Genomic DNA, 22,805 nt, shown 5'->3' on the forward strand with positions numbered 1-22,805 from the left:
AGTTATTAATGTGCTTTGTCTTCACGAACAGAAGCCTGCAAGGCTTCGGCGAACGATCTTGCCAGATTTTGCCGCTGGGCGGGTGAAATGCTGGTGTTGATCAAATTAGTCACCATGTTACCCAAAACCATCAGGGAAAGATCGGTTGGAGTATGGTGTTTTTCAAGAACATTGACCAGCTCAGACAGCAGTTGTTCAACGTGTTCGTCACTGTAACGGGATGATTGTGGCATGAATATTGTGCTCAGAACCTAACAAAGTCACACATCTTACCGTATAGAGAGGTGATTTTGTATCTTCATTCTCTTTCAAGTTGCAGCACCGTGGTTACAGTGTTTGAATACGCGCACGAAAGCACAGGAGGAATTATCATGAGTCTGGATCTTGACCAGATCGCGCTGCACCAATTAGTTAAACGTGACGAGCAAACGTTAGACGTGGTATTACGCGATACTTTGCTACCCGCTAACGCGGCGGTTGAAGAGATGATGGCGGAGCTGCATCGTGTCTACAGCGCTAAAAGCAAGGCGTACGGCCTGTTTAACGAAGAGAGTGAATTGGCGCAAGCGCTGCGTACTTGTCGTAAAGGTGATGAAGACTTTTTAGCGTTCAGCCGAGCCGCTACGGGGCGTCTGCGTGATGAATTGGCGAAATATCCGTTTGCTGAAGGCGGCGTGGTGTTGTTCGGTCAATACCGTTATTTGGCGGTAGAATATTTGCTGATAGCGGTGCTGAACAGTTGCAACAGTATGCGCGTTAACGAGGAACTGGACATCAGCTCCACGCATTATCTGGACATCAATCATGCAGATATCGTGGCGCGTATCGATCTGACTGAGTGGGAAACCAATCCAGAGTCAACGCGTTATCTGACTTTCCTGAAAGGGCGAGTGGGGCGTAAAGTTTCCGACTTCTTTATGGATTTCTTGGCCGCCAGCGAAGGCTTGGATACCAAAGCGCAAAACCGCGGCTTATTGCAGGCGGTAGATGATTACTGTGCTGACGGGCAGTTGGATAAAAATGAGCGTCAAGCCGTGCGTCAGCAAGTGTACAGTTACTGTAATGAGCAGCTACAAGCGGGTGAAGAGATTGAACTGCAAGCTTTGTCGCAAGAAATCGCGCCAGTAGGGGAAAAGGACTTTTTACAATTCTCCAGCGAACAGGGTTATGAGTTAGAAGAGAGCTTCCCGGCTGATCGCGGGACATTGCGTCAACTGACCAAGTTTGCCGGTAGCGGCGGCGGCATCAGCATCAATTTTGATGCCATGCTGTTAGGTGAGCGTATTTTCTGGGATGCGGCAACCGATACGCTGACTATCCGCGGGACTCCGCCAAACCTGCGCGATCAGTTACAGCGTCGCACCGGAAGTGGCAAATAAGTGCCAATAAAAAACGCCGCAATTGCGGCGTTTTCTACTTCGGCGTCCCGAAAATCAACTTTGTAGCGATTAAGCGCGTACGAAGTCGATGTGAGCCAGTTTTGGCTTGAACGGGTGACGCTGAACAGCCTGAACTTTAACTTTGGTTTCTTTACCGTCGATAACCAGAATTACAGCTTCGCTGTAAAACTCAGGCTTGGCTTCCATGTTCTTTACAGAATCATGGTCCAGCTCGATAGCAACAGCAGCTTCTTTACCACCGTAAACGATAGCTGGGAATTTATTTGCTGCACGCAGGCGGCGGCTCGCACCCTTACCCTGGTCTTTACGTACTTCTACATTGATAGTGAACATTGTTTTTTCTCTTAAAAGAAAATTTACCCTGCTACAGGCGACCCAGTAACAGGTTCGTTAAACCTGCTTTGCTTAGGCGAACCTAAGGTAAAGCGGGCGGCATTTTAACGGAAAGACCTTCTCAGGGCAATGAAAACCTACCCGAATCCCTCAGCGTAATTCGTTGGCGCGACGGAAACGTCCCTGATAATCGAACACTTTTTCTCGTATTTGCCAAAACTGTCCACGCTTACGCGCCACGACAAAATCCGGGTGACGTAACAACGCCTGCTGATTCAACACGTCGGCGGCATGTTGCCAACTGAAAGGCACTCCCGGTGCGCGTTGATGAGGGCGTAGGAACAGCATTTCGAACGCTTTACGCTGGGCTGGGGTTTGTAAGCGGAAGCGTTCACTGGTGCTGGTGCCGTCTTCATCATAATAGGTGGCCTTTAGCCATTCGCCTTTGTCATCACGGCCGCTTTGCAGTTCCATGCCACCGCAGCGCAACACGAGTGCATCTTTCAGTTTCAGCGCGGCTTTCAGCATGTCATCGGGATCGACCAACACCTCTTGGCATTGATGACAGCGACGGGCTGCGATGTCATTTTCAGCGCCGCAGTGTGGGCAACTTTTGAAACGGAAGCGGTAATCACATTGTTCACGCTGACCTTCGTCGTCTTCCAACCAGCCCTGACAGCGGCGACCGTAGTGCTCGATAATGTCGCCATTTTCGGTGCATTTCCCCCAAAACAAATTGGCGAAACCACAGGCTGGGCAAAAGACCTGCACCGGTTGGCTGTCGCGATGTGGCTTGCTGGCACCCACCTCGGGCGTGAACAAGTCATGGGGATTACCAGCATAATCGAGGATCAGGCAATCTGCTTTACCTGGCGCTAACCGCAAGCCGCGCCCGACGATTTGCTGATACAGGCTGACGGACTCGGTTGGGCGCAAAATAGCAATGAGATCCACATGTGGCGCATCGAAGCCAGTGGTTAAAACCGCCACGTTCACCAGATAACGTAATTGCTGTTGTTTGAAAGCTTCAATTAACGCATCTCGTTCGACGGCGGGTGTTTCCCCGGTCACCAGCGCCGCTTCTGTCGCGGGCAGCAAGCCGTGGATTTCTCGGGCGTGCTCAACCGTGGCGGCAAAAATCATCACTCCCTTACGGTCTAGCGCATATTCGACGATTTGACTGATGATATGCGGCGTAATACGGTTTTGCTGTTTCAGTTCATGGTTCAGCTCGGCCTCATTGAACAGGCCATTGCTGTTGGCTTGTAGACGGCTGAAATCATATTGCACGATCGGCATATCCAATCGTTCTGGCGGCACCAGATAGCCGTTCTTGATCATATAGCGCAGCGGTAACTCATAAATACAATCGCGGAACAGGCTGCTGCTATCACCACGAGTGATGCCGTGATAATGGAATTGATAAATCCAGCCTTTACCCAAGCGGTAAGGCGTGGCAGTCAAACCTAACAGACGTAGTTGCGGATTGTTGTTTTTCAGATGCTGAATGATTTGCTGATATTGGCTGTCATCGTCGTCGCTGATGCGGTGACATTCATCAATAATCAACAACGAGAACGCCGCATCGAACAAGGGTAGATTACGCGCCACCGACTGTACGCTGCCAAATACCACTTTTCCCGCGCTTTCTTTTTGCTGTAAACCGGCAGCGAAAATATCGGCTTCCAATCCATAAGCACAATACTTGGCGTGGTTCTGCGCCACCAATTCTTTAACGTGCGCCAGAACCAGGACTCGACCACGGGCGCGCTTCGCTAATTCAGCGATCACCAAACTCTTGCCCGCACCGGTTGGCAGGACGATCAATGCCGGTTCTGGATGCTGACGAAAATGCGTGATGGTGGCTTCGACGGCTTCCAATTGATAGGGGCGTAAAGTAAAGGCCATAAATCAACGCTATAAATAAAGGGATTAATATTATGCCAGATAGTGCCAGATGCAGGGAGTATGAGTATACTTCGTAACAATCCCCCGATTTTTCTCTCTGAACCTGCCAGATATGATGGTGGGTATTCCTATTTTGGCAAGACGATCTCTGTGATCTTCACAACGACAGGCAAAACAGACTCAATGCGATTGGACAAGTTTTTATCTCAGCAGTTAGGTATTAGCCGTGCGCTGGTAGCACGTGAACTTCGGGCAAAACGCGTCACCGTAGACGGTGAAGTGGTGAAGAGCGGGGCGCTTAAGCTGACTCCAGAACAGGAGGTGGCGTTTGATGGCAACGTGTTGGCGCAATTGAGTGGTGCGCGTTACTTCATGCTCAATAAGCCGCAGGGTTATGTATGTTCAACCGAAGATCCGGATCATCCCACGGTACTGTATTTCCTCGATGAGCCCGTCGCTTACAAACTGCACGCCGCTGGCCGCTTGGACATTGATACCACTGGGCTGGTGTTGATGACCGATGACGGTCAATGGTCACACCGTATTACCTCTCCGCGTCATCACTGCGAGAAAACTTATCTGGTCACGCTGGAGCATCCGCTGGCGGCGGATACCGCGCAGCAGTTTGCCGAAGGTGTGCAACTGCATAATGAAAAAGACCTGACTAAGCCAGCGCAGCTAGAAAAGATCGAAGACACGCTAGTGCGACTGACCATCAGCGAAGGGCGCTACCATCAGGTAAAACGCATGTTTGCGGCGGTCGGCAATCGAGTGATTGCTTTGCACCGTGAGCGTATTGGCGCCATTGTGATGGATGAGGACTTGGCACCTGGTGAATATCGACCGTTGACCGACGAAGAGATTGCCAGCGTAGGTGCGCCGCATTTACAGGATTAATTTAAGGAATTCCTAAACGTGCAACAAAAACGGACATCCCATCTTGGGCTGATTTTTATCCTTGGCTTGCTTTCCATGTTGATGCCATTGGCAATCGACATGTATTTGCCAAGTATGCCGATCATCGCCGCGCAGTTCAGCGTCGAGCCGGGACGCGTGCAGATGACGCTCAGTGCTTATGTGCTGGGCTTTGCATTGGGGCAACTGTTCTATGGCCCGATGTCCGACAGCATTGGCCGCAAACCGGTGATCTTGTGGGGCACGCTGATCTTCGCTCTGGCGGGCTGGGCTTGTGCGATGGCGCAATCAGTCGACCAACTGATCAACCTGCGTTTCCTACACGGCTTGGCGGCCGCGGCGGCTAGCGTGGTGATTAATGCCTTGATGCGCGATATGTTCACCAAGGATGAATTCTCGCGCATGATGTCGTTCGTGATCTTAGTGATGACGATTGCACCATTACTGGCACCGATGATCGGTGGGGCGTTGCTGTTGTGGTTTAGCTGGCATGCGATCTTCTGGACGATGGGCGCAGCGGCACTGCTAGGCTCGATTCTGGTGGCGTTGTTTATCAAGGAAACTTTGCCCAAAGAGCGGCGACAAAAATTCCATTTGCGCACTACGTTGGGCAACTTTGGCACCTTGTTTCGCCATAAGCGCGTGTTGAGCTACATGTTGGCCAGTGCTTTCTCGTTTGCCGGGATGTTTTCGTTCCTCAGTGCCGGGCCGTTTGTTTACATCGAATTGAACCATGTTTCACCGCAGCATTTTGGTTATTACTTTGCGTTGAATATTGTGTTCTTGTTCCTGATGACCTGGCTCAATAGCCGTAATGTGCGTCGCGTTGGTGCGATCAACATGTTCCGCTTCGGCCTGACGGTACAACTGGTTATGGGCATCTGGTTGGTGATAGTGGGTGTTACCGGGTTGGGCTTCTGGGCGTTAGTGATGGGGGTGGCGGTGTATCTGGGTTGTATCGCCATGATTTCGTCGAACGCAATGGCGGTGATCCTCGACGACTTCCCGCATATGGCCGGTACCGCCTCTTCGTTGGCAGGCACCTTGCGCTTCAGCATTGGTGCGGCTGTTGGAGCGATTTTAGCTCAGGCTCCGGGTACCAGTGCTTGGCCGATGATTTCCTCGATGGGGTTGTGTAGCATCGTCGCTATGTGCCTTTATTGGTACGCCAGTCGTCCCCGCCACGCGGCATAATCTCCCCTTTTCTCGTTTGATGGCAGGTAACTTTTCTTACCTGCCGCCTCACCTTTTTCTTACCTAAAAACAGCCAAATGTTTCTTCAATGTAAAATTATGGCGAATAAAAAGTAATCGCAATGCAATAAAAAAGGTTGAGATTGCTGACGGAAAGGGGTACATATAACGCGAAAATGCGAGCTGAATCGCAAAAAGCGGTGAATTAACACTGCAAGCTGGAATAAAAACAGCGCGAAATCAGCCGAATGCAGGTAAGTGTTGACCGTTTGTAGCGAAATTTACGATTATTTAACATTCGTAAGCGGCAGAGTCGATTTATAACGGCTATAACTTAATTACCTTATTAAATACCTTTCTCAAACTAGGGACTTCACGTGGAGAGTTTTCAACTTTCGGTAGTGCACCGCTTGCCGCAAAGTTATCGTTGGCTATCAGGTTCCATCGGCGTTAAGGTCGAACCTATTCCGTTGAGTGGCATAGACGAAGATAACAACCTGATCGGCTTGAAGTTACTCAGCCATGATGGCAGCGAAGCCTGGCGCGTCATGCAACAACTCAATTTGTCTCTGCAAGAGATCCAGGTCGATTGCTCAGTGGTGGAGTGGGAAGGGGAACCTTGCCTGTTTGTGCACCGCAGCGATGAAAGTGCCACTATGTGCCGTTTGAAAAACGTCGGTGCGGCGATCGCCGAGCCACTGAGCGCTCTGTATCCCTTCTGAATTAATCTGCCAACTGTAATAACTGTTGTGTATACGCGGCGGAAGGTGCATTGAAAATGGTTTGGCAATCACCTTGTTCAACCACTTCCCCTTGGCGCAGTACGATCAACTGGTGGCACAACGAACGTACCACCTGCAAATCGTGGCTGATAAACAGATAGGCCAACTGATGACGTTGCTGAAGTGATTTCAGCAAGGTGAGGATCTGCGCCTGAACGGATTTATCCAGCGACGAAGTCGGCTCATCCAAAATCAACAATTGTGGCTGTAAAATCAATGCCCGTGCAATGGCGATGCGTTGGCGTTGTCCGCCAGAGAACTCTGTTGGGTAGCGATAGCGAAGCTCAGGATCTAACCCGACCTCTTGCAATGCGGCAATCACGCGTTGTTCACGCTGATCTGCGCTTAATTGCCGATGGACTTCCAACCCTTCCTCGATGATTTTCTGTACGTTCAGCCGTGGGTTCAAAGCGGAATAGGGATCTTGAAACACGATCTGAATCTGGCTGCGATAGGGCAGCATTTGTTTCATATTGAACTGATGCAACGGCTGGCCGTTAAACCAAATCGCGCCTTTGGAGGTGAGCAGACGCAACAACGCCAACCCGGTCGTGCTCTTGCCGGAACCGGATTCACCAACCAAACCTACGCTTTCACCGGCCTTCAGTTCGAAACTGAGATCTTTCAGCGCATAATTGTGGGAGGTGGTACGGCGCAACAGGCCGCGTTTGATCGGAAAGCTGACCTGCAAATTCTCAATCTTCAGCAACGGTTTGGCATCGGCGGGTAATGGCAATGGATCGCCGACGTTTTCTGCTGCCAGCAATTTCTGGGTATAAGCGTGTTGCGGTGCACTGAACAGGTTAGCGCGGCTGTTTTGCTCGACGCATAGCCCTTCACGCATCACAGCCACGTTATCCGCCAGACGGCGCACAATATTCAGGTTATGGGTGATAAACAGCATTCCCATGTTCAATTCTTGCTTCAGCTCTTTCAGCAGCACCAGAATTTGCGCCTGAATAGTGACATCCAGCGCGGTAGTGGGCTCATCGGCAATCAGCAGTTTAGGTTGTGTTAGCATCGCCATCGCGATCATCACCCGTTGACGTTCACCGCCAGAGAGTTGATGCGGGTAATCTTTCAGCCGCCCTTTGGCATTGCGAATGCCGACACGATCCAGATACTGAATGATTTCTCCACGTGCCACTTCGCGTCGCATACCGCGGTGTAACGACAGCACTTCTGCCAATTGTTTTTCAATGTTGTGCAATGGATTGAGCGACACCATCGGCTCTTGGAAAATCATCGAGATCTGATTACCGCGCACTTTGCGCAGTTCGGCTTCAGAAGCGTGCAATAGCGAGCTGCCGTTGAATTGAATATCGCCGCTGGGGTAAACCACTGGCGGCGAAGGTAGCAATCGTAGGATTGACAGCGCCGTCACACTTTTACCTGAGCCGGACTCTCCCACTAATGCCAACGTTTCTCCTTGCTCAATCTGCAAAGAAACGCCATTAACCACCTGATTCAGCTTGTCTGCGTGACGAAAAGCAATGCTGAGATCTTGAATTGAGAGCAGAGGAGTTGCTGTCATATTAATGCGCCTTGCTAGGATCGAAGGCGTCGCGCACCGCTTCGCCGATAAAAATTAACAGGGAAAGCAACATGGCCAGAACTAAGAAAGCAGTCATCCCCAGCCACGGTGCTTGCAGGTTGTTCTTGCCTTGCAACAGTAATTCACCGAGCGATGGTGAGCCGATGGGCAACCCAAAACCAAGGAAATCGAGTGACGTCAGCGTGGTGATCGAGCCGCATAAAATAAAGGGTAAGAAGGTCAACGTTGCCACCATCGCATTAGGCAGCATATGGCGGTACATAATCACGCGATCCGGCACGCCCATCGCGCGAGCGGCGCGAATATAGTCATAGTTACGGGTGCGCAGAAACTCGGCGCGAACCACGCCAACCAAACTCATCCAGCCGAATAGAATGGTGATCGCCAGCAACCACCAGAAGTTGGGCTGGATGATGCTGGAAAGCAGAATGATCAAGAATAACGTTGGCATCCCCGACCACACTTCGATAAAGCGTTGCCCCCACAGATCAAACTTACCGCCATAATAGCCTTGTGTGGCGCCGACGCAGATACCAATCACGCTGGAGAACAGTGTCAACGCTAGCCCAAACAGCATCGAAATACGAAAACCATACAACACCCGCGCGAGAACATCGCTACCATTGCTGTCGGTGCCGAGCAGATTATGGCGTGACGGTGGCGATGGGAAAGGGACATCGGTCGTGAAGTTAATGGTGTCATAGCTGAAGCGAATCGGTGCCCAAATTGCCCAGCCGTGTTTTTCGATCTGTTGCTGAACGAAGGGATCTTGGTAATCGGTGGTGGTCGCCAGTTCGCCGCCAAAGGCGGTTTCGCTGTAATTGACCATAAACGGCACCAATAAACGGCCGTCATAACGCACCAGTAAAGGTTTGTCATTGGCAATCAAATTGGAAGCCAAACTTAGAATAAACAGCACCAAGAAAATCCACAGTGACCAATAGCCACGGCGATTATTGCGAAAGCGTGCCCAACGCGCCTGATTAATCGGGCTTAAGCGGCTCATTGGCGTGCCTCGAAATCAATGCGTGGATCGACCAAGGTGTAAGTAATATCGCTGAGGATATTCAACAGCAGGCCAATCAGGGTGAAGATGTACAGCGTGCCGAACATCACCGGATAGTCACGTTGCAGTGTGGCGTCGTAACCCAACAGGCCAAGGCCGTTGAGTGAGAACATCACTTCGATCAATAACGAACCGGTGAAAAACATACTGATAAAGGTGGCGGGGAAGCCCGCGATCACCAGCAACATGGCATTGCGGAATACGTGGCGATAAAGAATTTTCTTTTCGTCCAACCCTTTAGCACGGGCTGTCACCACATATTGTTTACGAATTTCGTCGAGGAATGAGTTTTTGGTCAGCATCGTCAAGGTCGCGAAGCCGCCGATGACCGTCGCCAACACGGGCAGCGTGATATGCCACAGATAATCGGTAATTTTGCTGTACCACGGCAGGGTATCGAAGTTACTGGAAACCAGCCCGCGCAGCGGGAACCAGTCGAGATAACTACCGCCAGCAAATAGCACGATCATCAAAATAGCGAATAGGAAGGCAGGGATAGCGTAACCAATGATAATCAGCGTACTACTCCAAGTATCGAAAGCACTGCCGTTATGAGTCGCTTTGCGGATGCCGAGTGGGATCGACACTAAATAGATAATCAGCGTGCTCCACAACCCAAGGGTGATGGAAACGGGCAAGCTTTGGCCGATGAGCTGCATCACCGATGCGCCGCGGAACAGACTATCGCCGAAATCCAACCGCATGTAATTCCACAACATAGTGAAATAACGCTCATGCAGCGGTTTATCGAAGCCGTAGCGTTTAGTAATTTCGGCGATGACTTCAGGATCTAGCCCGCGTGAGCCGCGATATTGTCCTTCGCCGACATCCCCCACACCTGCTTTGGCCGCCCCCAGACCGTCGCTCACGCCACCACCGCCAAAACCACTGGCTTGCCCGAATTCAATGGCGGCAATCGCCTGATCAACCGGGCCACCGGGCGCTATTTGCACAATAAAGAAGTTGATAGTGATGATCGCCCACAGCGTTGGGATCACCAGCAACAGTCTGCGGATTAGATAAGCTGCCACGGCCGGCTCCTTATTGCTGTTTCGCCGGCAAACGAGCCGCTTTATTGACATCAAACCACCAACTGTCGAAGCCAATGGCATAAGTTGGGCGGATCGTCGGCATCGAGAACTTGTCCCAATAGGCAAAGCGATCGTGGTTAGAGTACCACATAGGTAACATGTACATGTTCCAGGTCAACACCCGATCCAGCGCGTGGCCGAGTGGCAACAATGCTTTTTGATCGCCCTGATTTTTCATGATTTGTTTGATCAGTTCATCCACTGCGGGATCGCTAACGCCCGGTCTGTTATAGCTGGATTTCAGGTAGGCCGAATCCCAGTAAACTTGCAATGCGGAGCTCGGGAAGGGCATAGCCGGATAGACAGTGGGCATCATATCAAAATCGCGTTCGCGCATCCTACGGGTATATTGTGTGATATCGATTTCGTGGATTTTCATATCGATACCCAACCGCTTCAGATTGTGTTGGAACGGTAATACGTATTGGAAGTTGCTGCCGCTGAGCAGCATCAACTCAAAGGTAAATGGCTTACCGGTTTTGCTGTTGACCAGTTGCTGATTTTTCACTTCCCAGCCAGCGGCTTTCAGTAATTGGGTGGCTTTCAGCAGGTTTTGACGATCGTTACCGCTGCCGTTGGAGGTCGGCGGTTGATAGAGGCTGGTAAACACTTCATCGGGAATTTTGCCTTTCAACGGTGCCAGTATCGCCAGCTCGGCGGCATCTGGATAGCCTTTGGCGGCATATTCGGTGTTTTGGAAATAGCTGTTGGTACGTTGATAAACGTTGTAATACAGCGCCTTATTCATCCAGTCGAAATCGAATGCCAGCGTGATGGCCTCGCGCACGCGGCGATCGGCAAACAGGGGTTTTTGGATATTGAAGGCCAACCAGCGAGCATTCTGTGCCGCCTGATTGGTTTCGTCCTGTTTGATGATGTAATTGCGGGCAAAATTGCCGCCTTGATACTGGGTCGCCCAACTTTTTGGCGAGCCTTCGGCACGGAAGTCGTAAGCCCCGGCTTTAAAGGCTTCTAACGCCACTTTGTCATCCAGATAGTAATCGTAGCGAATGGTATCGAAGTTATTACGCCCGCGATTGACCGGCAAATTCGCCGCCCAATAATCACGCACGCGCTGGTAGGTAATATATTGGCCGATGCGATAACTGCTGATTTTATAAGGACCACTGCCGAGTGGTGGGGTACTCAACGGTTCGTTGAATTTGCGGCCTTTCCAGAACTTTTCGGGTAAAACGGGTAAGCCGAACAAGCCCAACATTTTGTCTTTATCGGGTTGTTTGATCTCTATACGTACCGTCAGACGCGAAATGGCTTTTACCGTCACGTCTTTATAAATGATACGAAATTGCGGCGCCCCTTCGGTCATGAACTTATTGAAGGTGAAAGCGACGTCAGCCGCGGTAATTGGGCTGCCATCCTGAAAACGAGCTCGCGGATTGAGGTCGATTTCTACCCAGCGCATATCGACCGGATAACGCGCAGAGTCGGCAATCAGCGGGTAATAGCTCGCGGGTTCGTCGTCTGAGGTAGTAAATAGCGAATCGTACAGCTCACCCGTACGCTCACCGGGTACGCCGCGGGATGCGTAACGGTTGAAGTTATCGTAGGTACCGATCGCCGCCAAACGGATATCTCCGCCTTTCGGCGCTGCCGGATTGACGTAATCGTAATGGGTAAAATCGGTGGAGTACTTTGGCTCGCCGAGCAGGGCAAAGGCGTAGCCTTCATTGATGTTTTCAGCCTGTAGGCCGAAACTCAGTGCTGAGAGTACCAGAGCAGCAAAAACGCGCGTGGACATTTTTACGATAAGCTCCTGCTATATAATGAAAATAATCTCCACCTAGCATAACATCCCAAACCGTTACTTGGAGTAAAGAAGTTTAAATATCAGTTCGGTAATCCCGCTTGGTGGTCAAAAATCGGGTTATGCTGGCAAAACTCAACGAAAGCATCAATACTCAACGGCTTACTGAAATAGTAGCCTTGCATGAAGTTTACGCCATGTTCTTGGAGGAAATTTACCTGCTCGGCGGTTTCAACCCCTTCGGCGACGGTCTGCATTTGCAGCTTTTTGGCTAATGCGATCACGGCATCCAGCACCGGTGTCGTTACCGTATCTTGACCAATGGAATTAACAAAACCCCGATCGATTTTCAGATAATCCAAAGTGAAACGTTGTAGATAAATCAACGCACTATGACCCGTACCAAAATCATCTATGGCCAGTTCGATCCCCTGACGGTGCAACCAATCAAACTCCTTCATGGCATTACTTTCCTCCACCATGCCACGCTCGGTTATCTCAAAGATCAGAGTAAAGTGGTCGGGAACCTGTGACAGTAATTTATCAACGTCTTTATGGAAGGAAGGGGCGTTGAGGTGACTAGGCGCTAGGTTGAGGCCAATTTTGGCTCCCTGCGGCATTACGGTTTCCAGTTGTGGGATATCCGCGATAATCAAACTGAACAGATGACGCGTTAGCAGTACGATCAGCCCAGCACTTTCCGCATAGGGGATAAACAAGTCCGGCGGAATGCGACCTTCTATTGGGTGTTGCCAACGCAGCAATGCCTCAAGCCCGGCGACGGAGCGAGTGGTGGAATGGAACACTGGTTGGTATTCGATAAAGAACTCACCGTTTTTGATCCCTCGCATCAGAGCTCGTTCTGGGCTTTGGCGCAGCAACAGCGTGTAATAACACAAAATACCGATCAACAGCGACAGCACCAAACTACCCAAAATGGTCAAACGGATGTCGTTCGGGGTTAGCTTGTCATTATAAAACAGGATGGTGAGCGGGTATTTGGGGATAGGTAAGCGATCGACGTTTGCGTGTGGGAGTTGATCCAGCATCATTAGGTTCGGACTGAACGTTGCGAGTACCCGGTTACCCATGATAATGGCCAATCCGGGGGCTTGAATATCATGGGAGGTAAACAGTAGGTAAGGGGTTAAATCAATATCCAGAGTGGCTAATACACCGGTGTCTGGGTCGGTTTTGCTCTGTAACCACACCGCGACCGCCGGTTTATCCGGCACCATCGGTGTACCTTGCTGCAATTTCATATCCAGTGGCTGATGCCAGTTAATTTCAGGATAAATATTTTTCATCGACAACATCATTTCGCCAGTAGCGGAAGAGCAATAAGCAAAACCATCTTTGATTAATAAGAAGGTACGCACCCCCCCGGTAAAGGCAGCATTGTAGCTGAGTTCAGCGACCGCAGCCTTACAGGGGTGGTCGGTCAGCGTTATGGTTTTCTGCATGACTTCCTTGAGGCGATCAAGGTAATTGACGGTGAATTGTTGGGTGCGTTCTTCGACCGAGCGCTGATATAACGTGCGCTGGTGGCTGATTAAAAATAAGGTGATAGAGGTAAAAAAGATAAAAAACACCACGGCGGCAATAGCACTTTTAACTAGACTGCGCTGTCTGTGCGAGACTTGGCGGGCAAATGCTCTTTTTAATCCCATAAAGTTGCCCCCAGAGAACAACGTAATATTCTGTTTTTATTATATCGAAGGCACTTAATATATCTCATTCGCGCTGTTTTCGTCATTATTAGTCTGCGTTATAGGATTTTTGATTTATTCGCAATTTAAATATAGGTGATATGAGCCGGGGCTAAAGCTGATGTGAAGTTTTTTTACCATAAAAAACGCCACCCGGAGGTAGCGTTCTGTTGTTCGTGTTCTCGTTGGGTATTCTGGACATCCAAGGATGAAGCTTTACGTTCGGTTCAGAACCCGACGTGCTTCATGATAACGTTTATTCCAGTAGTTATCTGTCAGCTTGGAAATCATGACACCGCTGCTGGTGGATGCATGGACGAATTGATCGTTACCCAGATAAATCCCCACATGTCGTCCGGTAGAACCGGCGCGGAACAGCACCAAATCGCCTGGACGCAGTTTAGTCCGCTGTACTTTCTTGCCGGTATCTTCTTGCTCGTAGGTCGAACGAGGCAAATCCATACCGAACTGTTCGCGGAAAGTACGCTGAACAAACGCTGAGCAGTCGATGCCCCGCTTGGTTTCACCGCCTAAACGGTAACGAACGCCTTTCCAGTCAGCATATTGGTCCATAATCTTTGACTTGATGTCAACGTTACGCACCATGGCTTCGAATTCATCCTGAGACGCTTGCAGTAAAAGACCGTTTTTGTCATTAACTGCACGCGTATCAGTTTGTGCATTATCTAGATTCGAAGTATTCGTTGTACTACATGCAGATAGCAGTGCTGCTACCGCGATTGCAGGGATCGCCCGCAAAATATATCTCAGAAAGGGTTGAGACTTGACCATTGTAATTGTTTTCCCTTGATGTCCTTAACGACCGTAGCCGTTACCCAGAAATACCAAACTGAACGAGAATCACGAGCACCTGTTGAATCGACCATCAGTTACCGCTAAAAATGTGCTATAACGCACGTTTTTAGTTGATTTGACGTTAAATTGAGATAAAGCAGGCACAAACGCATTGAGACTACCGGAACCAAGAAGGGATTGCGAGCCTTTTCTATCTGAGTTTTGTCTGGTTTTGTGATGTAACACAATGTTAATCATCATATTAAAAACAAAGATCGCGAGTTATGTTGGTTTTAAGTTAAATCAATTAACCGTGTTATTGAGAAGTTCGCGGTTCGTGTGAGGGAATAATCAGGAGACGAGAGTCCCCTGCTAGGATGTGGTTAATGGTTATGAGTGGTACTTGCCGGGCAGGTTGCGATTCAACTTATCAATCACTTTGTCGGTCAGTGGAGTCATCAGACACCAACTGGCACCGACTAACACCACCGACAATGAACCCACGGCGATATCGGTAAACCAGTGAGCGCCGATCATTACACGCGGCAAAGAAAACACGATGGTGATCAGCAGGGCGATAGCGAAAGCCGTGACATTGAAGTAGCGCAGCATAAAGCAGGAAAATACCATCAGCATCATGCCATGATCGCCGGGGAAACTGTCTTTGGAGGCGTCTTTAGTCTGGATGCCGGTTAATTCGCTGACACGATTGATATTGTCAAACGTCAGCGTTGGGCTGGAATGTTTCACCGGTAGCAAATGACCTAACTGATTCAATACTATTGCGGTCAACAACATGACGATACCGGTCACGATCAATCTACGACGACCCTGAGCATCTTCTTTCAGGAAAAAATACAGATACAAAGATCCCATCGCGAGCAGTGAGATCACGTCAAATGCGCGGTTGTTGGTGATGGCAACCAAATAGAGGAAGAATGGATCGGTGGCCAAATGGCGATTAAAAAAGAAGAAAATCTCTGAGTCAACCTTAAACCACAAACCGTGTTTCGCCGGCAAGTACCAGGATAGAAACAGTGCAATCCCCAGTAGGTTGCAAAATATGATCAGAGGAAGGTTACGGCGCGTCATGTTAAAACCTGTTGATAATAAATGTGTTAACGGTAAAACGATTAAGCTAAACGAATTTTAAATAAAGTGGTTTGCAAAGCGTTCCAATCGGCATCGGCACTGTGGATCAACTCAATTCGACTATCCAACGGCGCTACCGGGCGTGTTTCGATGCTCAGATCCTGTCCTTGGCGGTTGATCAGTAAACTTCCTTCAGCAATACGCACCACAGCTTTGGCTCGCTCGACTGGGGCGAGGCGGATCCACTCCATCATACCCACGGTATCGAACTGTGTTTCGCCATCAAAAATCCAACCACAACTGGTGAATCCTTGACCTTGATTCAGCGCTCGTCGCCAACGGGCATTTTCAGGCAAACGTAATGCTGCCAGACCCTGCTTTCTATTGTTTGCATGATGATGCTGTGCATCGGGCAACTCGGTGTTATTCATACGGGGTTGATCGAGTAGCAGGTTATCAATGCGGCCGTGTTGACTGATATAGACTGGGCGCTGCTGTGCAAATTGCTGTTGCCACTCTTCCAAAGCTTGCTGGTCGTGCGGCTGCCAGGTGTCACTTTTATTAGCAATAATGATGTCTGCCGCGGCTAGCTGATCGCGAAAGTTTTCATTTTCTCTATATTTAGGTTGGCTTAACTGCCGAGCATCCAGTAAGCAAATCGTGGCTCGCAGATCTATCCATCCCGCGTAAGTGTCTTGGGTCAGTAGCGACAAAATCTGCTTAGGATGCCCTAAACCCGTAGGCTCAATCAGGAGTCGATCGGGCTTCGCCTGCTGTAACAACATATTCAATCCCACCTGCATCGGCAGACCGTTTACGCAACACATGCAGCCACCTGGGATCTCTTTTAGCACTGCGCCGCTGTCTGCCAGTAAGGCACCATCAATACCTATTTCACCAAATTCATTAACCAGTACTGCCCAGCGCTCATTTTCCGGCTTATTGGCTAACAAATGGCGAATAGTAGAGGTTTTACCACTACCAAGGAAACCAGTGATCAGGTTGGTTTTAGTCATGATGTGTTCCTGATGTTAATAAATTCAAATGGTTAATTGTTAAGCATTGCTATTGTTGTGGGTAATCAAAAATACACCACAGTGTGGGATGGTTCACAAATCTAACACGTTAAGATGCCCTTTTCTGGCCTCAAAATCCATCCTGTGGCACAAGAAAATTCCTATATAAAACCACGTATTAGGAGAGGATTCTTCGTGTTAGTAGCTTGTTTTTACTTTGTTAATTGCCTGATTAAGTCGAAAATAAACTCGCTGTCCTTGCGATTATTCTGATGAAAACCTTCTATGTTTAAATTGGCTTAACACAAAGTGAGGTTGCCATGAATATCTCTCGGTTATTTTTGATCGCAGGAATGTTGTTTTCATGGACGGCAGCAAGTCACGCAGGAGCTTCGGATGGGGTGGTACATTTCGTGGGTTCTATCGTAGAAAGTCCTTGTGAAGTCAATATTGCTAATTCTAATGCGAATACGCAATGTTTCCGCAATGGGCAATATCATCAGAGTCAGCAGACGCTGTCACACTTTGACGCTACAAGCAAAGCACTTCCGATGAATTTGGGGACGACTGAAATGAAGTGGGTGGATCGGGAGAAGAAGCTCGCCATTATGACGGTGGTTTATCGTTAAGTCGTTCAACCATGCCGGATAATTTTATCCGGCATGGTTTCCCTAATTTATGCTTTCAACGCTGATACAAATTCTTTTACCGTTTGTCGCGCACCGTGATCGCGCAGAGCCAGATAGGCGCGAGTGACAGCCTCTACAAACTCCTGATTTTCTGGCAATTGTTCTGCGAAAACGTTACGCAGAGCCAACAGCGCTTGTACCCGTTGCTCACTATCCTCGGTGGTGCTGACAACCTGTTGCAACGTCGGTAACAGCGGATCTCGAATATCGATGGACTGACCCGCATCATCAATCCCACCGACGTAGCGCATCCAGCCAGCAACACCCAGTGCTAAACCGGCGTAATTGCTGCCGTGTTGTAGATGCCAGCGGATCGAATCCAGCATCCGCTGTGGCAATTTTTGCGTGCCATCCATCGCTATCTGCCAAGTGCGGTGTTGTAACGCTGGATTGCTGTAACGTTCGATCAATTGATCGGCATAGGCAGCCAGACAGATTCCTTGCACACTAAGCGTCGGCGCCTGTTCTTGTAGCATCAGGTGATGGGCTGCCCGGCGATAATCTTCGTTAGTCATACAATCGTTGATGTGCTGATAACCACCGAGATAACCCAAATAAGCGAGGAAAGAGTGGCTGCCGTTAAGCATCCGTAGTTTCATCTCTTCAAATGGCAGCACATCTTTGACCAATTGTGCCCCAGCCACTTCCCAATCCGGGCGGCCAGCAACAAAATCGTCTTCGACTACCCATTGAATGAACGGTTCACAAGCGATGCCACATTCATCACGCACACCTCCTAAGGCATCAGCAATGTCATCGAGCGTTTCTGGCGTGGCAGCGGGAACGATGCGGTCGACCATGGTGCTTGGGAAGGTGACGTTCTGTTTGATCCAAGTCGCTAACGTTTTATCCCGCGCCTGCGCCAACCCGAGCACCGCATTACGCACCACATGACCGTTTTCTGGAATATTGTCGCAAGACAATACGGTAAACGCCGGTAAGCCACGTTGGTGACGCAAACGCAGAGCTTCAACCAAAATACCCGGTACGGTAGTCGGTAACATTGGATTAGCTAGGTCGGCGAGAATAGCCGGATGTTGCAGATCCAACAGGCCGCTGCTTGGGTTGATGCAGTAACCTTTCTCGGTAATGGTCATGGAAACGATGGCCACTTGAGGTTCAGCCAATTTCTCTAAAATGGTGTTAATACCTTCCAGCTTGCCGTGCGCACTCTCATTGACTGCGCCGATAATAATGGCTTGATTCCCCGTAGCCCCTTTTTCCAGCACGCTATACAGATGATTTTGCTGGCGTAAGGTTTGGAATAGTGATTCGCCGCCAAACAGGCTGATTTCGCAAATGCCCCAGTCGCCGCCTTGACGATTCAATACGCGATCGGTCAGCAATGCCTGATGTGCGCGATGAAAAGCGCCAAAGCCCAGATGAACGATACGACTGCGTAAAGTGCTACGATCATAGCTCGGTTGTAGGACTGCAGCGGGCAGCGGCTGGTTAGCGATAGTTTTCATGCAAAGCTCCGTAACGAATAAAAACAGGTCGGTAGCTTTGAAAGCTATCAGACCAGTTGTTCGAGTGGCATACGACACGGCGTACCACGATCATTCAAGCCATTAATTTGCTGACAGTGTAGGCGGGTTGGTCGCTCATTAAAATTGGTCAGTCCAAAATAAGCGAGAAGCGTGAGTTGGATCAACCAATGATAGATTCTGTTTTGCTTGCGTATAGCAATCAGGTAAGGTTAAAGATGAATGACACCTATCGCAAGTTGGTATAACAAGATTGCTGAAAATATGCGATCTCATCCACCACTGGCGCAAAGTAGACGATTGCAAAGGATAAACCTATGGAACAAACATGGCGTTGGTACGGGCCGAATGATCCGGTCTCACTGGACGATGTGCGTCAGGCGGGGGCAACTGGCGTGGTGACGGCACTGCATCATATCCCTAACGGTGAAGTGTGGCCGGTTGACGAAATCAAAGCTCGACAGGCGCTGTTGGCAGAAAAGGGATTGGTGTGGTCGGTGGTGGAAAGCATCCCGGTACATGAAGATATCAAGACCCACAGCGGCAACTACCCGCGTTATATCGCCAACTACCAGCAATCGATCCGGAACTTGGCGGCCTGTGGTATCGATACTGTGTGCTACAACTTTATGCCGATCCTCGATTGGACGCGTACCGATTTGGCCTACACCTTACCGGATGGTTCTAAAGCGTTACGTTTCGATCAAATTGCTTTTGCTGCGTTTGAGCTGCATATCCTGCAACGTAAAGGTGCAGAGAAAGATTACACCGAAGAAGAACAAACTCAGGCTGCGGCTTATTTCGCAGCGATGAGTGAAGCGGATATTGCTAAGCTGACCGGCAACATTATTGCTGGTTTACCGGGAGCCGAAGAGGGCTACACGCTTGAGCAGTTCCACGCACGTTTAGCGGAATATGACGGCATCAACAAAGAGAAACTGCGCGAAAACATGGCGGTATTCCTGCGTGCCATTGTGCCGGTTGCGGAAGAAGTCAAAGTCCGTCTAGCTGTTCACCCTGACGATCCGCCGCGTCCCATCCTCGGTCTGCCACGCATCGTTTCGACTATTGAAGATATGGCATGGCTGAAGCAGACCGTCGATAGCATCAACAACGGTTTCACCATGTGTACCGGTTCTTACGGTGTTCGCGCTGATAACGATTTGGTGAAGATGATCGAAACCTTCGGCGACCGTATTCATTTCACTCACTTGCGTGCGACTTGCCGTGAAGATAACCCGAAAACCTTCCATGAAGGTGCGCATCTGATGGGCGATGTCGACATGGTTTCGGTCATTGAAGCGATTCTGACCGAAGAACAACGCCGTAAGAAAGCCGGGGATTTACGCCCAATCCCGATGCGCCCGGATCATGGACATCAAATGTTGGATGATTTGCGTAAGAAAACTAACCCAGGTTACTCGGCGATTGGTCGCTTGAAAGGATTGGCAGAACTGCGTGGTGTTGAACTGGCACTGAAACGTCGTTTCTTCCCTGAACTACTGTAAATTAGAACAAAAATTTGGGGCCAAACGGCCCCGAATTTTTTAGTCTGCACGGCCCATATAGCGACGTTCAGCAATATGAATCTGAATCTTATCACCACCGCTTAAATATTCCGGTACTGAAATCACGAGACCAGTTTCCATCGTCGCAGGCTTGTTACGTGCACTAGCCGACGCGCCTTTAATACCTGGAGCTGTTTCCACAATAGTCATGCTGACGGTTTGTGGCAACTCCAGCGCCAAAACCTGACCGTCTAGCGTCAACACTTGCATACCCGGTAAACCCGCTTCAGGGATGAACAGCAGTTCGTCTTCGATCTGTTCTTTCTTGAAGATATACGGGGTGTAATCTTCTTCGTCCATAAAGACGTATTCTTCGCCATCAATATAGGAGAAGGTCACTTTACGGCGCGATAGAGTGATGGTGTCGAGAATGTCGTCACCTTTAAAACGTTCTTCTACTTTCAGCCCGGTGCGGACATCAGAGAAACGCATTTTATAAAGGGTACTAGCACCGCGGGCGCTAGGGCTCTGAACGTCGATGTCTTTCACCAGCAACAATTTGCCGTTGTAGTTGATCGCCATGCCGCGTTTAATTTCGTTAGCTTTTGCCATAAGAAATAACCTGTCAAAGATAAGTTTTAGGAAGTTGCGACAAGTTACTCGCGTCGCTGAGTTCAGGCAAGAACTAGCGCGAAAAATAGGGGATGGCAGCCCGGTTGGACTGCCATTAATGAGCGGATTATTTAAATACCGGCAACAAACCTAACAATGCCATTACATGTGCTACGGCGTTGATCACACCAAATAGAATGATGAACAGGATCATGCCACGCCCACCGGGAGCGCGATAATTTGCCTGCGGGAAGCGACGGCGACTAGCGCGTGCCATCAGGGCTGGAACGATGACCGCCCAAATCGTCGCGGCTAGGCCAGCGAAACCAATGGCATACAAAAAGCCGTTCGGGAACAGCAGGGCAGCCAAAGTCGGTGGGACAAAGGTGATCATGGCGGTTTTACTGCGACCTGTTGCATCGTCACTGAATTTAAAGAAATCGGCGATGTAGTCGAATAACCCGAGTGATACCCCAAGGAACGAACTGGCTAATGCCATATAAGAGAAGGTATTCAGCAATTGCCCGGCAGTTTGGCTGCTGGTGACGGCACCCATCTGCTTCAACAGGCTGCCGATATTGCCGCCTTCGGCAATCACTTGCTTAAAGGCATCGCGCGGAATATTACCTTGAATCACATACTGCCACAGGATGTAAATCGCCAGTGCCAGCAGCGTGCCATACACCAAGCTACGAACCACTGCGCTGCTGTTTTTGTGGTAATACTTCACCAGTCCCGGCACGTTGCCATGATAACCAAATGACGTCAGCAAATAAGGTAACGCCGCAAGGGCATAAGGCAGATAACTGGCCTCGCTATCACCACGGTTGAACAACACCGCAGGTTGTACATGGGTGAACATATCGCCCACTGACATCACGAAGGTGATGACCATACCGCCGATCAAAATAGTGCTAAGACGGTCAACCGCACGGGTAGATAACCAGACGATAAACGCCACCACGATGGCAAACACCAATCCAGAGGTGGTTTGCCCTACACCGACGATATTCTCTAGCGTATGGGCGATGATTGAACCACCGGCAGAGATGTAAGCGTAGGTCAGGATATAGAGCACAAAGGCAATGGATAGGCCGTTAATCGCATTCCAGCTTTTACCCAGCAGATCCTTGACCATGGTGTTGAAACTGGCCCCGGTCGGGTAGTTGAGCGTCGCTTCCAAGATCATCAAGCCGGAAATCAACATACAGGCCCAGGTATAAATCAACAGTGCGACTGAACCGCTGAACCACACACCAGAAGTAACAATAGGGATGGAAAACATGCCAGCACCGACGGCGGTACCTGCAATGATCATCGCGCCGCCGAGAACGGAAGGACGGGAAGGTTTCTGGATGGTGTCCGTGGACATGTTGGCTCCTGATTGCCTGAGTTCTTTTGTACTAGCTTAATGGTACATGTGCGAGTGGTGCATGTAAAGCCGGAAATATGCATGTTTCATGCGTATTAGATAGGGAATAAGACAGTTTCAGCGACGAGGCCGCTAGGGCATGATTGAGTTTTTAAACGGGAGAAAAATTATTCACACGGAAAGAGGGAATCTACTGGTCGCCGCGACCTGCTGCTGATAAGGTCGCGCTTCAAATCCGCCAGCCCACCGGGAGAACTGCTGATGGACTGTCGTACAGATTGTGGCGCTTGCTGCATCGCCCCTTCGATTTCTAGCCCGATCCCGGGGATGCCACAAGGAAAACCCGCGAATACGCGCTGTGTTCAGCTTGCGGATAATTTTCTGTGCAAGATTTTCACCTCACCGCTGCGGCCAAAAGTTTGCGCCAGTTTGCAAGCCAGCCGTGAAATGTGTCATGACCACCGCGATCAGGCGTTGATTTATTTGGTAAAGTTGGAAGTTGATACTGCGCCCTAAA

At 49.7% G+C, this 22,805-nt stretch carries 21 protein-coding genes; 7 read left to right on the forward strand and 14 right to left on the reverse strand.

All coding sequences use genetic code 11. From position 1 onward, the window contains the following. Nucleotides 1–5: 5 nt before the first annotated feature. Nucleotides 6–233 carry a YejL family protein gene (locus tag AC3ISQ_RS08130; protein ID WP_489352161.1) on the reverse strand — a complete coding sequence of 76 codons (228 nt, stop codon included), beginning with the start codon at nucleotides 231–233 and terminating at the stop codon, nucleotides 6–8. A 138-nt stretch (nucleotides 234–371) separates the two neighbouring features. On the opposite strand from AC3ISQ_RS08130, the gene yejK reads away from it, so the two are divergent. Next, complete coding sequence (gene yejK, locus AC3ISQ_RS08135; protein WP_489352163.1) at nucleotides 372–1,379, forward strand: nucleoid-associated protein YejK; 1,008 nt, start codon at nucleotides 372–374, stop codon at nucleotides 1,377–1,379. Between the two features lie 69 nt (nucleotides 1,380–1,448). Here the strand turns inward: yejK and rplY are convergent, their stop codons facing one another. Further along, nucleotides 1,449–1,733 carry a 50S ribosomal protein L25 gene (gene rplY / locus AC3ISQ_RS08140; protein ID WP_489352165.1) on the reverse strand — a complete coding sequence of 95 codons (285 nt, stop codon included), beginning with the start codon at nucleotides 1,731–1,733 and terminating at the stop codon, nucleotides 1,449–1,451. Nucleotides 1,734–1,883: 150 nt separating this feature from the next. Next, the gene (gene radD, locus AC3ISQ_RS08145; protein ID WP_489352167.1) at nucleotides 1,884–3,641 is read right to left on the reverse strand and encodes a DNA repair helicase RadD; all 1,758 of its coding nucleotides are present in this window, start codon (nucleotides 3,639–3,641) and stop codon (nucleotides 1,884–1,886) included. Nucleotides 3,642–3,824: 183 nt separating this feature from the next. Between radD and rsuA the strand changes: the two genes are divergently transcribed. The 3 genes from rsuA to AC3ISQ_RS08160 all read left to right on the forward strand — a co-directional run bounded on the left by rsuA (nucleotide 3,825) and on the right by AC3ISQ_RS08160 (nucleotide 6,471). Further along, on the forward strand, nucleotides 3,825–4,538 hold the full coding sequence (gene rsuA / locus AC3ISQ_RS08150) for a 16S rRNA pseudouridine(516) synthase RsuA (RefSeq protein ID WP_489352168.1): 714 nt from the start codon (nucleotides 3,825–3,827) through the stop codon (nucleotides 4,536–4,538). Between the two features lie 18 nt (nucleotides 4,539–4,556). Continuing rightward, nucleotides 4,557–5,750 carry a Bcr/CflA family multidrug efflux MFS transporter gene (locus tag AC3ISQ_RS08155; RefSeq protein WP_489352170.1) on the forward strand — a complete coding sequence of 398 codons (1,194 nt, stop codon included), beginning with the start codon at nucleotides 4,557–4,559 and terminating at the stop codon, nucleotides 5,748–5,750. A gap of 376 nt (nucleotides 5,751–6,126) precedes the next feature. After that, complete coding sequence (locus AC3ISQ_RS08160) at nucleotides 6,127–6,471, forward strand: YejG family protein (RefSeq protein WP_489352172.1); 345 nt, start codon at nucleotides 6,127–6,129, stop codon at nucleotides 6,469–6,471. 1 nt (nucleotide 6,472) lies between these two features. Here AC3ISQ_RS08160 and yejF read toward each other — a convergent pair whose 3' ends face one another. From yejF to AC3ISQ_RS08200, 8 genes are all read right to left on the reverse strand, one after another. Further along, complete coding sequence (yejF, locus tag AC3ISQ_RS08165; RefSeq protein WP_489352174.1) at nucleotides 6,473–8,065, reverse strand: microcin C ABC transporter ATP-binding protein YejF; 1,593 nt, start codon at nucleotides 8,063–8,065, stop codon at nucleotides 6,473–6,475. A gap of 1 nt (nucleotide 8,066) precedes the next feature. Next, nucleotides 8,067–9,092, reverse strand: coding sequence for an ABC transporter permease (locus AC3ISQ_RS08170; protein WP_489352176.1), 1,026 nt, complete (start codon nucleotides 9,090–9,092; stop codon nucleotides 8,067–8,069). Further along, nucleotides 9,089–10,183 carry a microcin C ABC transporter permease YejB gene (locus tag AC3ISQ_RS08175; RefSeq protein ID WP_489352178.1) on the reverse strand — a complete coding sequence of 365 codons (1,095 nt, stop codon included), beginning with the start codon at nucleotides 10,181–10,183 and terminating at the stop codon, nucleotides 9,089–9,091. Before AC3ISQ_RS08175 ends, AC3ISQ_RS08170 begins: the two co-directional genes overlap by 4 nt. Before the next feature lie 10 nt (nucleotides 10,184–10,193). Next, nucleotides 10,194–12,002: an extracellular solute-binding protein gene (locus AC3ISQ_RS08180; RefSeq protein ID WP_489352180.1), complete on the reverse strand. Its 1,809-nt coding sequence runs from the start codon at nucleotides 12,000–12,002 to the stop codon at nucleotides 10,194–10,196. An 89-nt stretch (nucleotides 12,003–12,091) separates the two neighbouring features. Then, entirely contained in the window at nucleotides 12,092–13,678 is a 1,587-nt protein-coding gene (locus tag AC3ISQ_RS08185) for a cyclic di-GMP phosphodiesterase (protein ID WP_489352181.1), read from the reverse strand. 255 nt (nucleotides 13,679–13,933) lie between these two features. Next, complete coding sequence (mepS, locus tag AC3ISQ_RS08190) at nucleotides 13,934–14,509, reverse strand: bifunctional murein DD-endopeptidase/murein LD-carboxypeptidase (protein ID WP_489352183.1); 576 nt, start codon at nucleotides 14,507–14,509, stop codon at nucleotides 13,934–13,936. A 393-nt stretch (nucleotides 14,510–14,902) separates the two neighbouring features. Beyond that, complete coding sequence (locus AC3ISQ_RS08195) at nucleotides 14,903–15,604, reverse strand: phosphatase PAP2 family protein (RefSeq protein WP_489352185.1); 702 nt, start codon at nucleotides 15,602–15,604, stop codon at nucleotides 14,903–14,905. A 41-nt stretch (nucleotides 15,605–15,645) separates the two neighbouring features. Continuing rightward, nucleotides 15,646–16,620, reverse strand: coding sequence for a CobW family GTP-binding protein (locus AC3ISQ_RS08200; RefSeq protein WP_489352187.1), 975 nt, complete (start codon nucleotides 16,618–16,620; stop codon nucleotides 15,646–15,648). A gap of 320 nt (nucleotides 16,621–16,940) precedes the next feature. Between AC3ISQ_RS08200 and AC3ISQ_RS08205 the strand changes: the two genes are divergently transcribed. Beyond that, on the forward strand, nucleotides 16,941–17,249 hold the full coding sequence (locus AC3ISQ_RS08205; protein WP_489352189.1) for a type 1 fimbrial protein: 309 nt from the start codon (nucleotides 16,941–16,943) through the stop codon (nucleotides 17,247–17,249). 47 nt (nucleotides 17,250–17,296) lie between these two features. Here the strand turns inward: AC3ISQ_RS08205 and AC3ISQ_RS08210 are convergent, their stop codons facing one another. Next, nucleotides 17,297–18,778, reverse strand: a complete 1,482-nt coding sequence (locus AC3ISQ_RS08210; protein WP_489352191.1) for a mannitol dehydrogenase family protein — start codon at nucleotides 18,776–18,778, stop codon at nucleotides 17,297–17,299. A 335-nt stretch (nucleotides 18,779–19,113) separates the two neighbouring features. Between AC3ISQ_RS08210 and uxuA the strand changes: the two genes are divergently transcribed. Further along, nucleotides 19,114–20,304 (forward strand): mannonate dehydratase, encoded by a 1,191-nt coding sequence (gene uxuA, locus AC3ISQ_RS08215; RefSeq protein WP_489352193.1) that lies wholly within the window; start codon nucleotides 19,114–19,116, stop codon nucleotides 20,302–20,304. Between the two features lie 39 nt (nucleotides 20,305–20,343). Here uxuA and yeiP read toward each other — a convergent pair whose 3' ends face one another. Further along, nucleotides 20,344–20,916, reverse strand: coding sequence for an elongation factor P-like protein YeiP (gene yeiP / locus AC3ISQ_RS08220; RefSeq protein WP_489352195.1), 573 nt, complete (start codon nucleotides 20,914–20,916; stop codon nucleotides 20,344–20,346). 127 nt (nucleotides 20,917–21,043) lie between these two features. Beyond that, a complete protein-coding gene (gene mtr / locus AC3ISQ_RS08225; RefSeq protein ID WP_489352196.1) occupies nucleotides 21,044–22,288 on the reverse strand; it encodes a tryptophan permease in 1,245 nt (414 codons plus the stop codon). 261 nt (nucleotides 22,289–22,549) lie between these two features. Here mtr and AC3ISQ_RS08230 point away from each other — a divergent pair, with 261 nt between their 5' ends. Next, nucleotides 22,550–22,804, forward strand: a complete 255-nt coding sequence (locus AC3ISQ_RS08230; protein ID WP_489352198.1) for a YkgJ family cysteine cluster protein — start codon at nucleotides 22,550–22,552, stop codon at nucleotides 22,802–22,804. Nucleotide 22,805: the final 1 nt, after the last annotated feature.

This window comes from Serratia sp. KH_031, assembly GCF_057839655.1.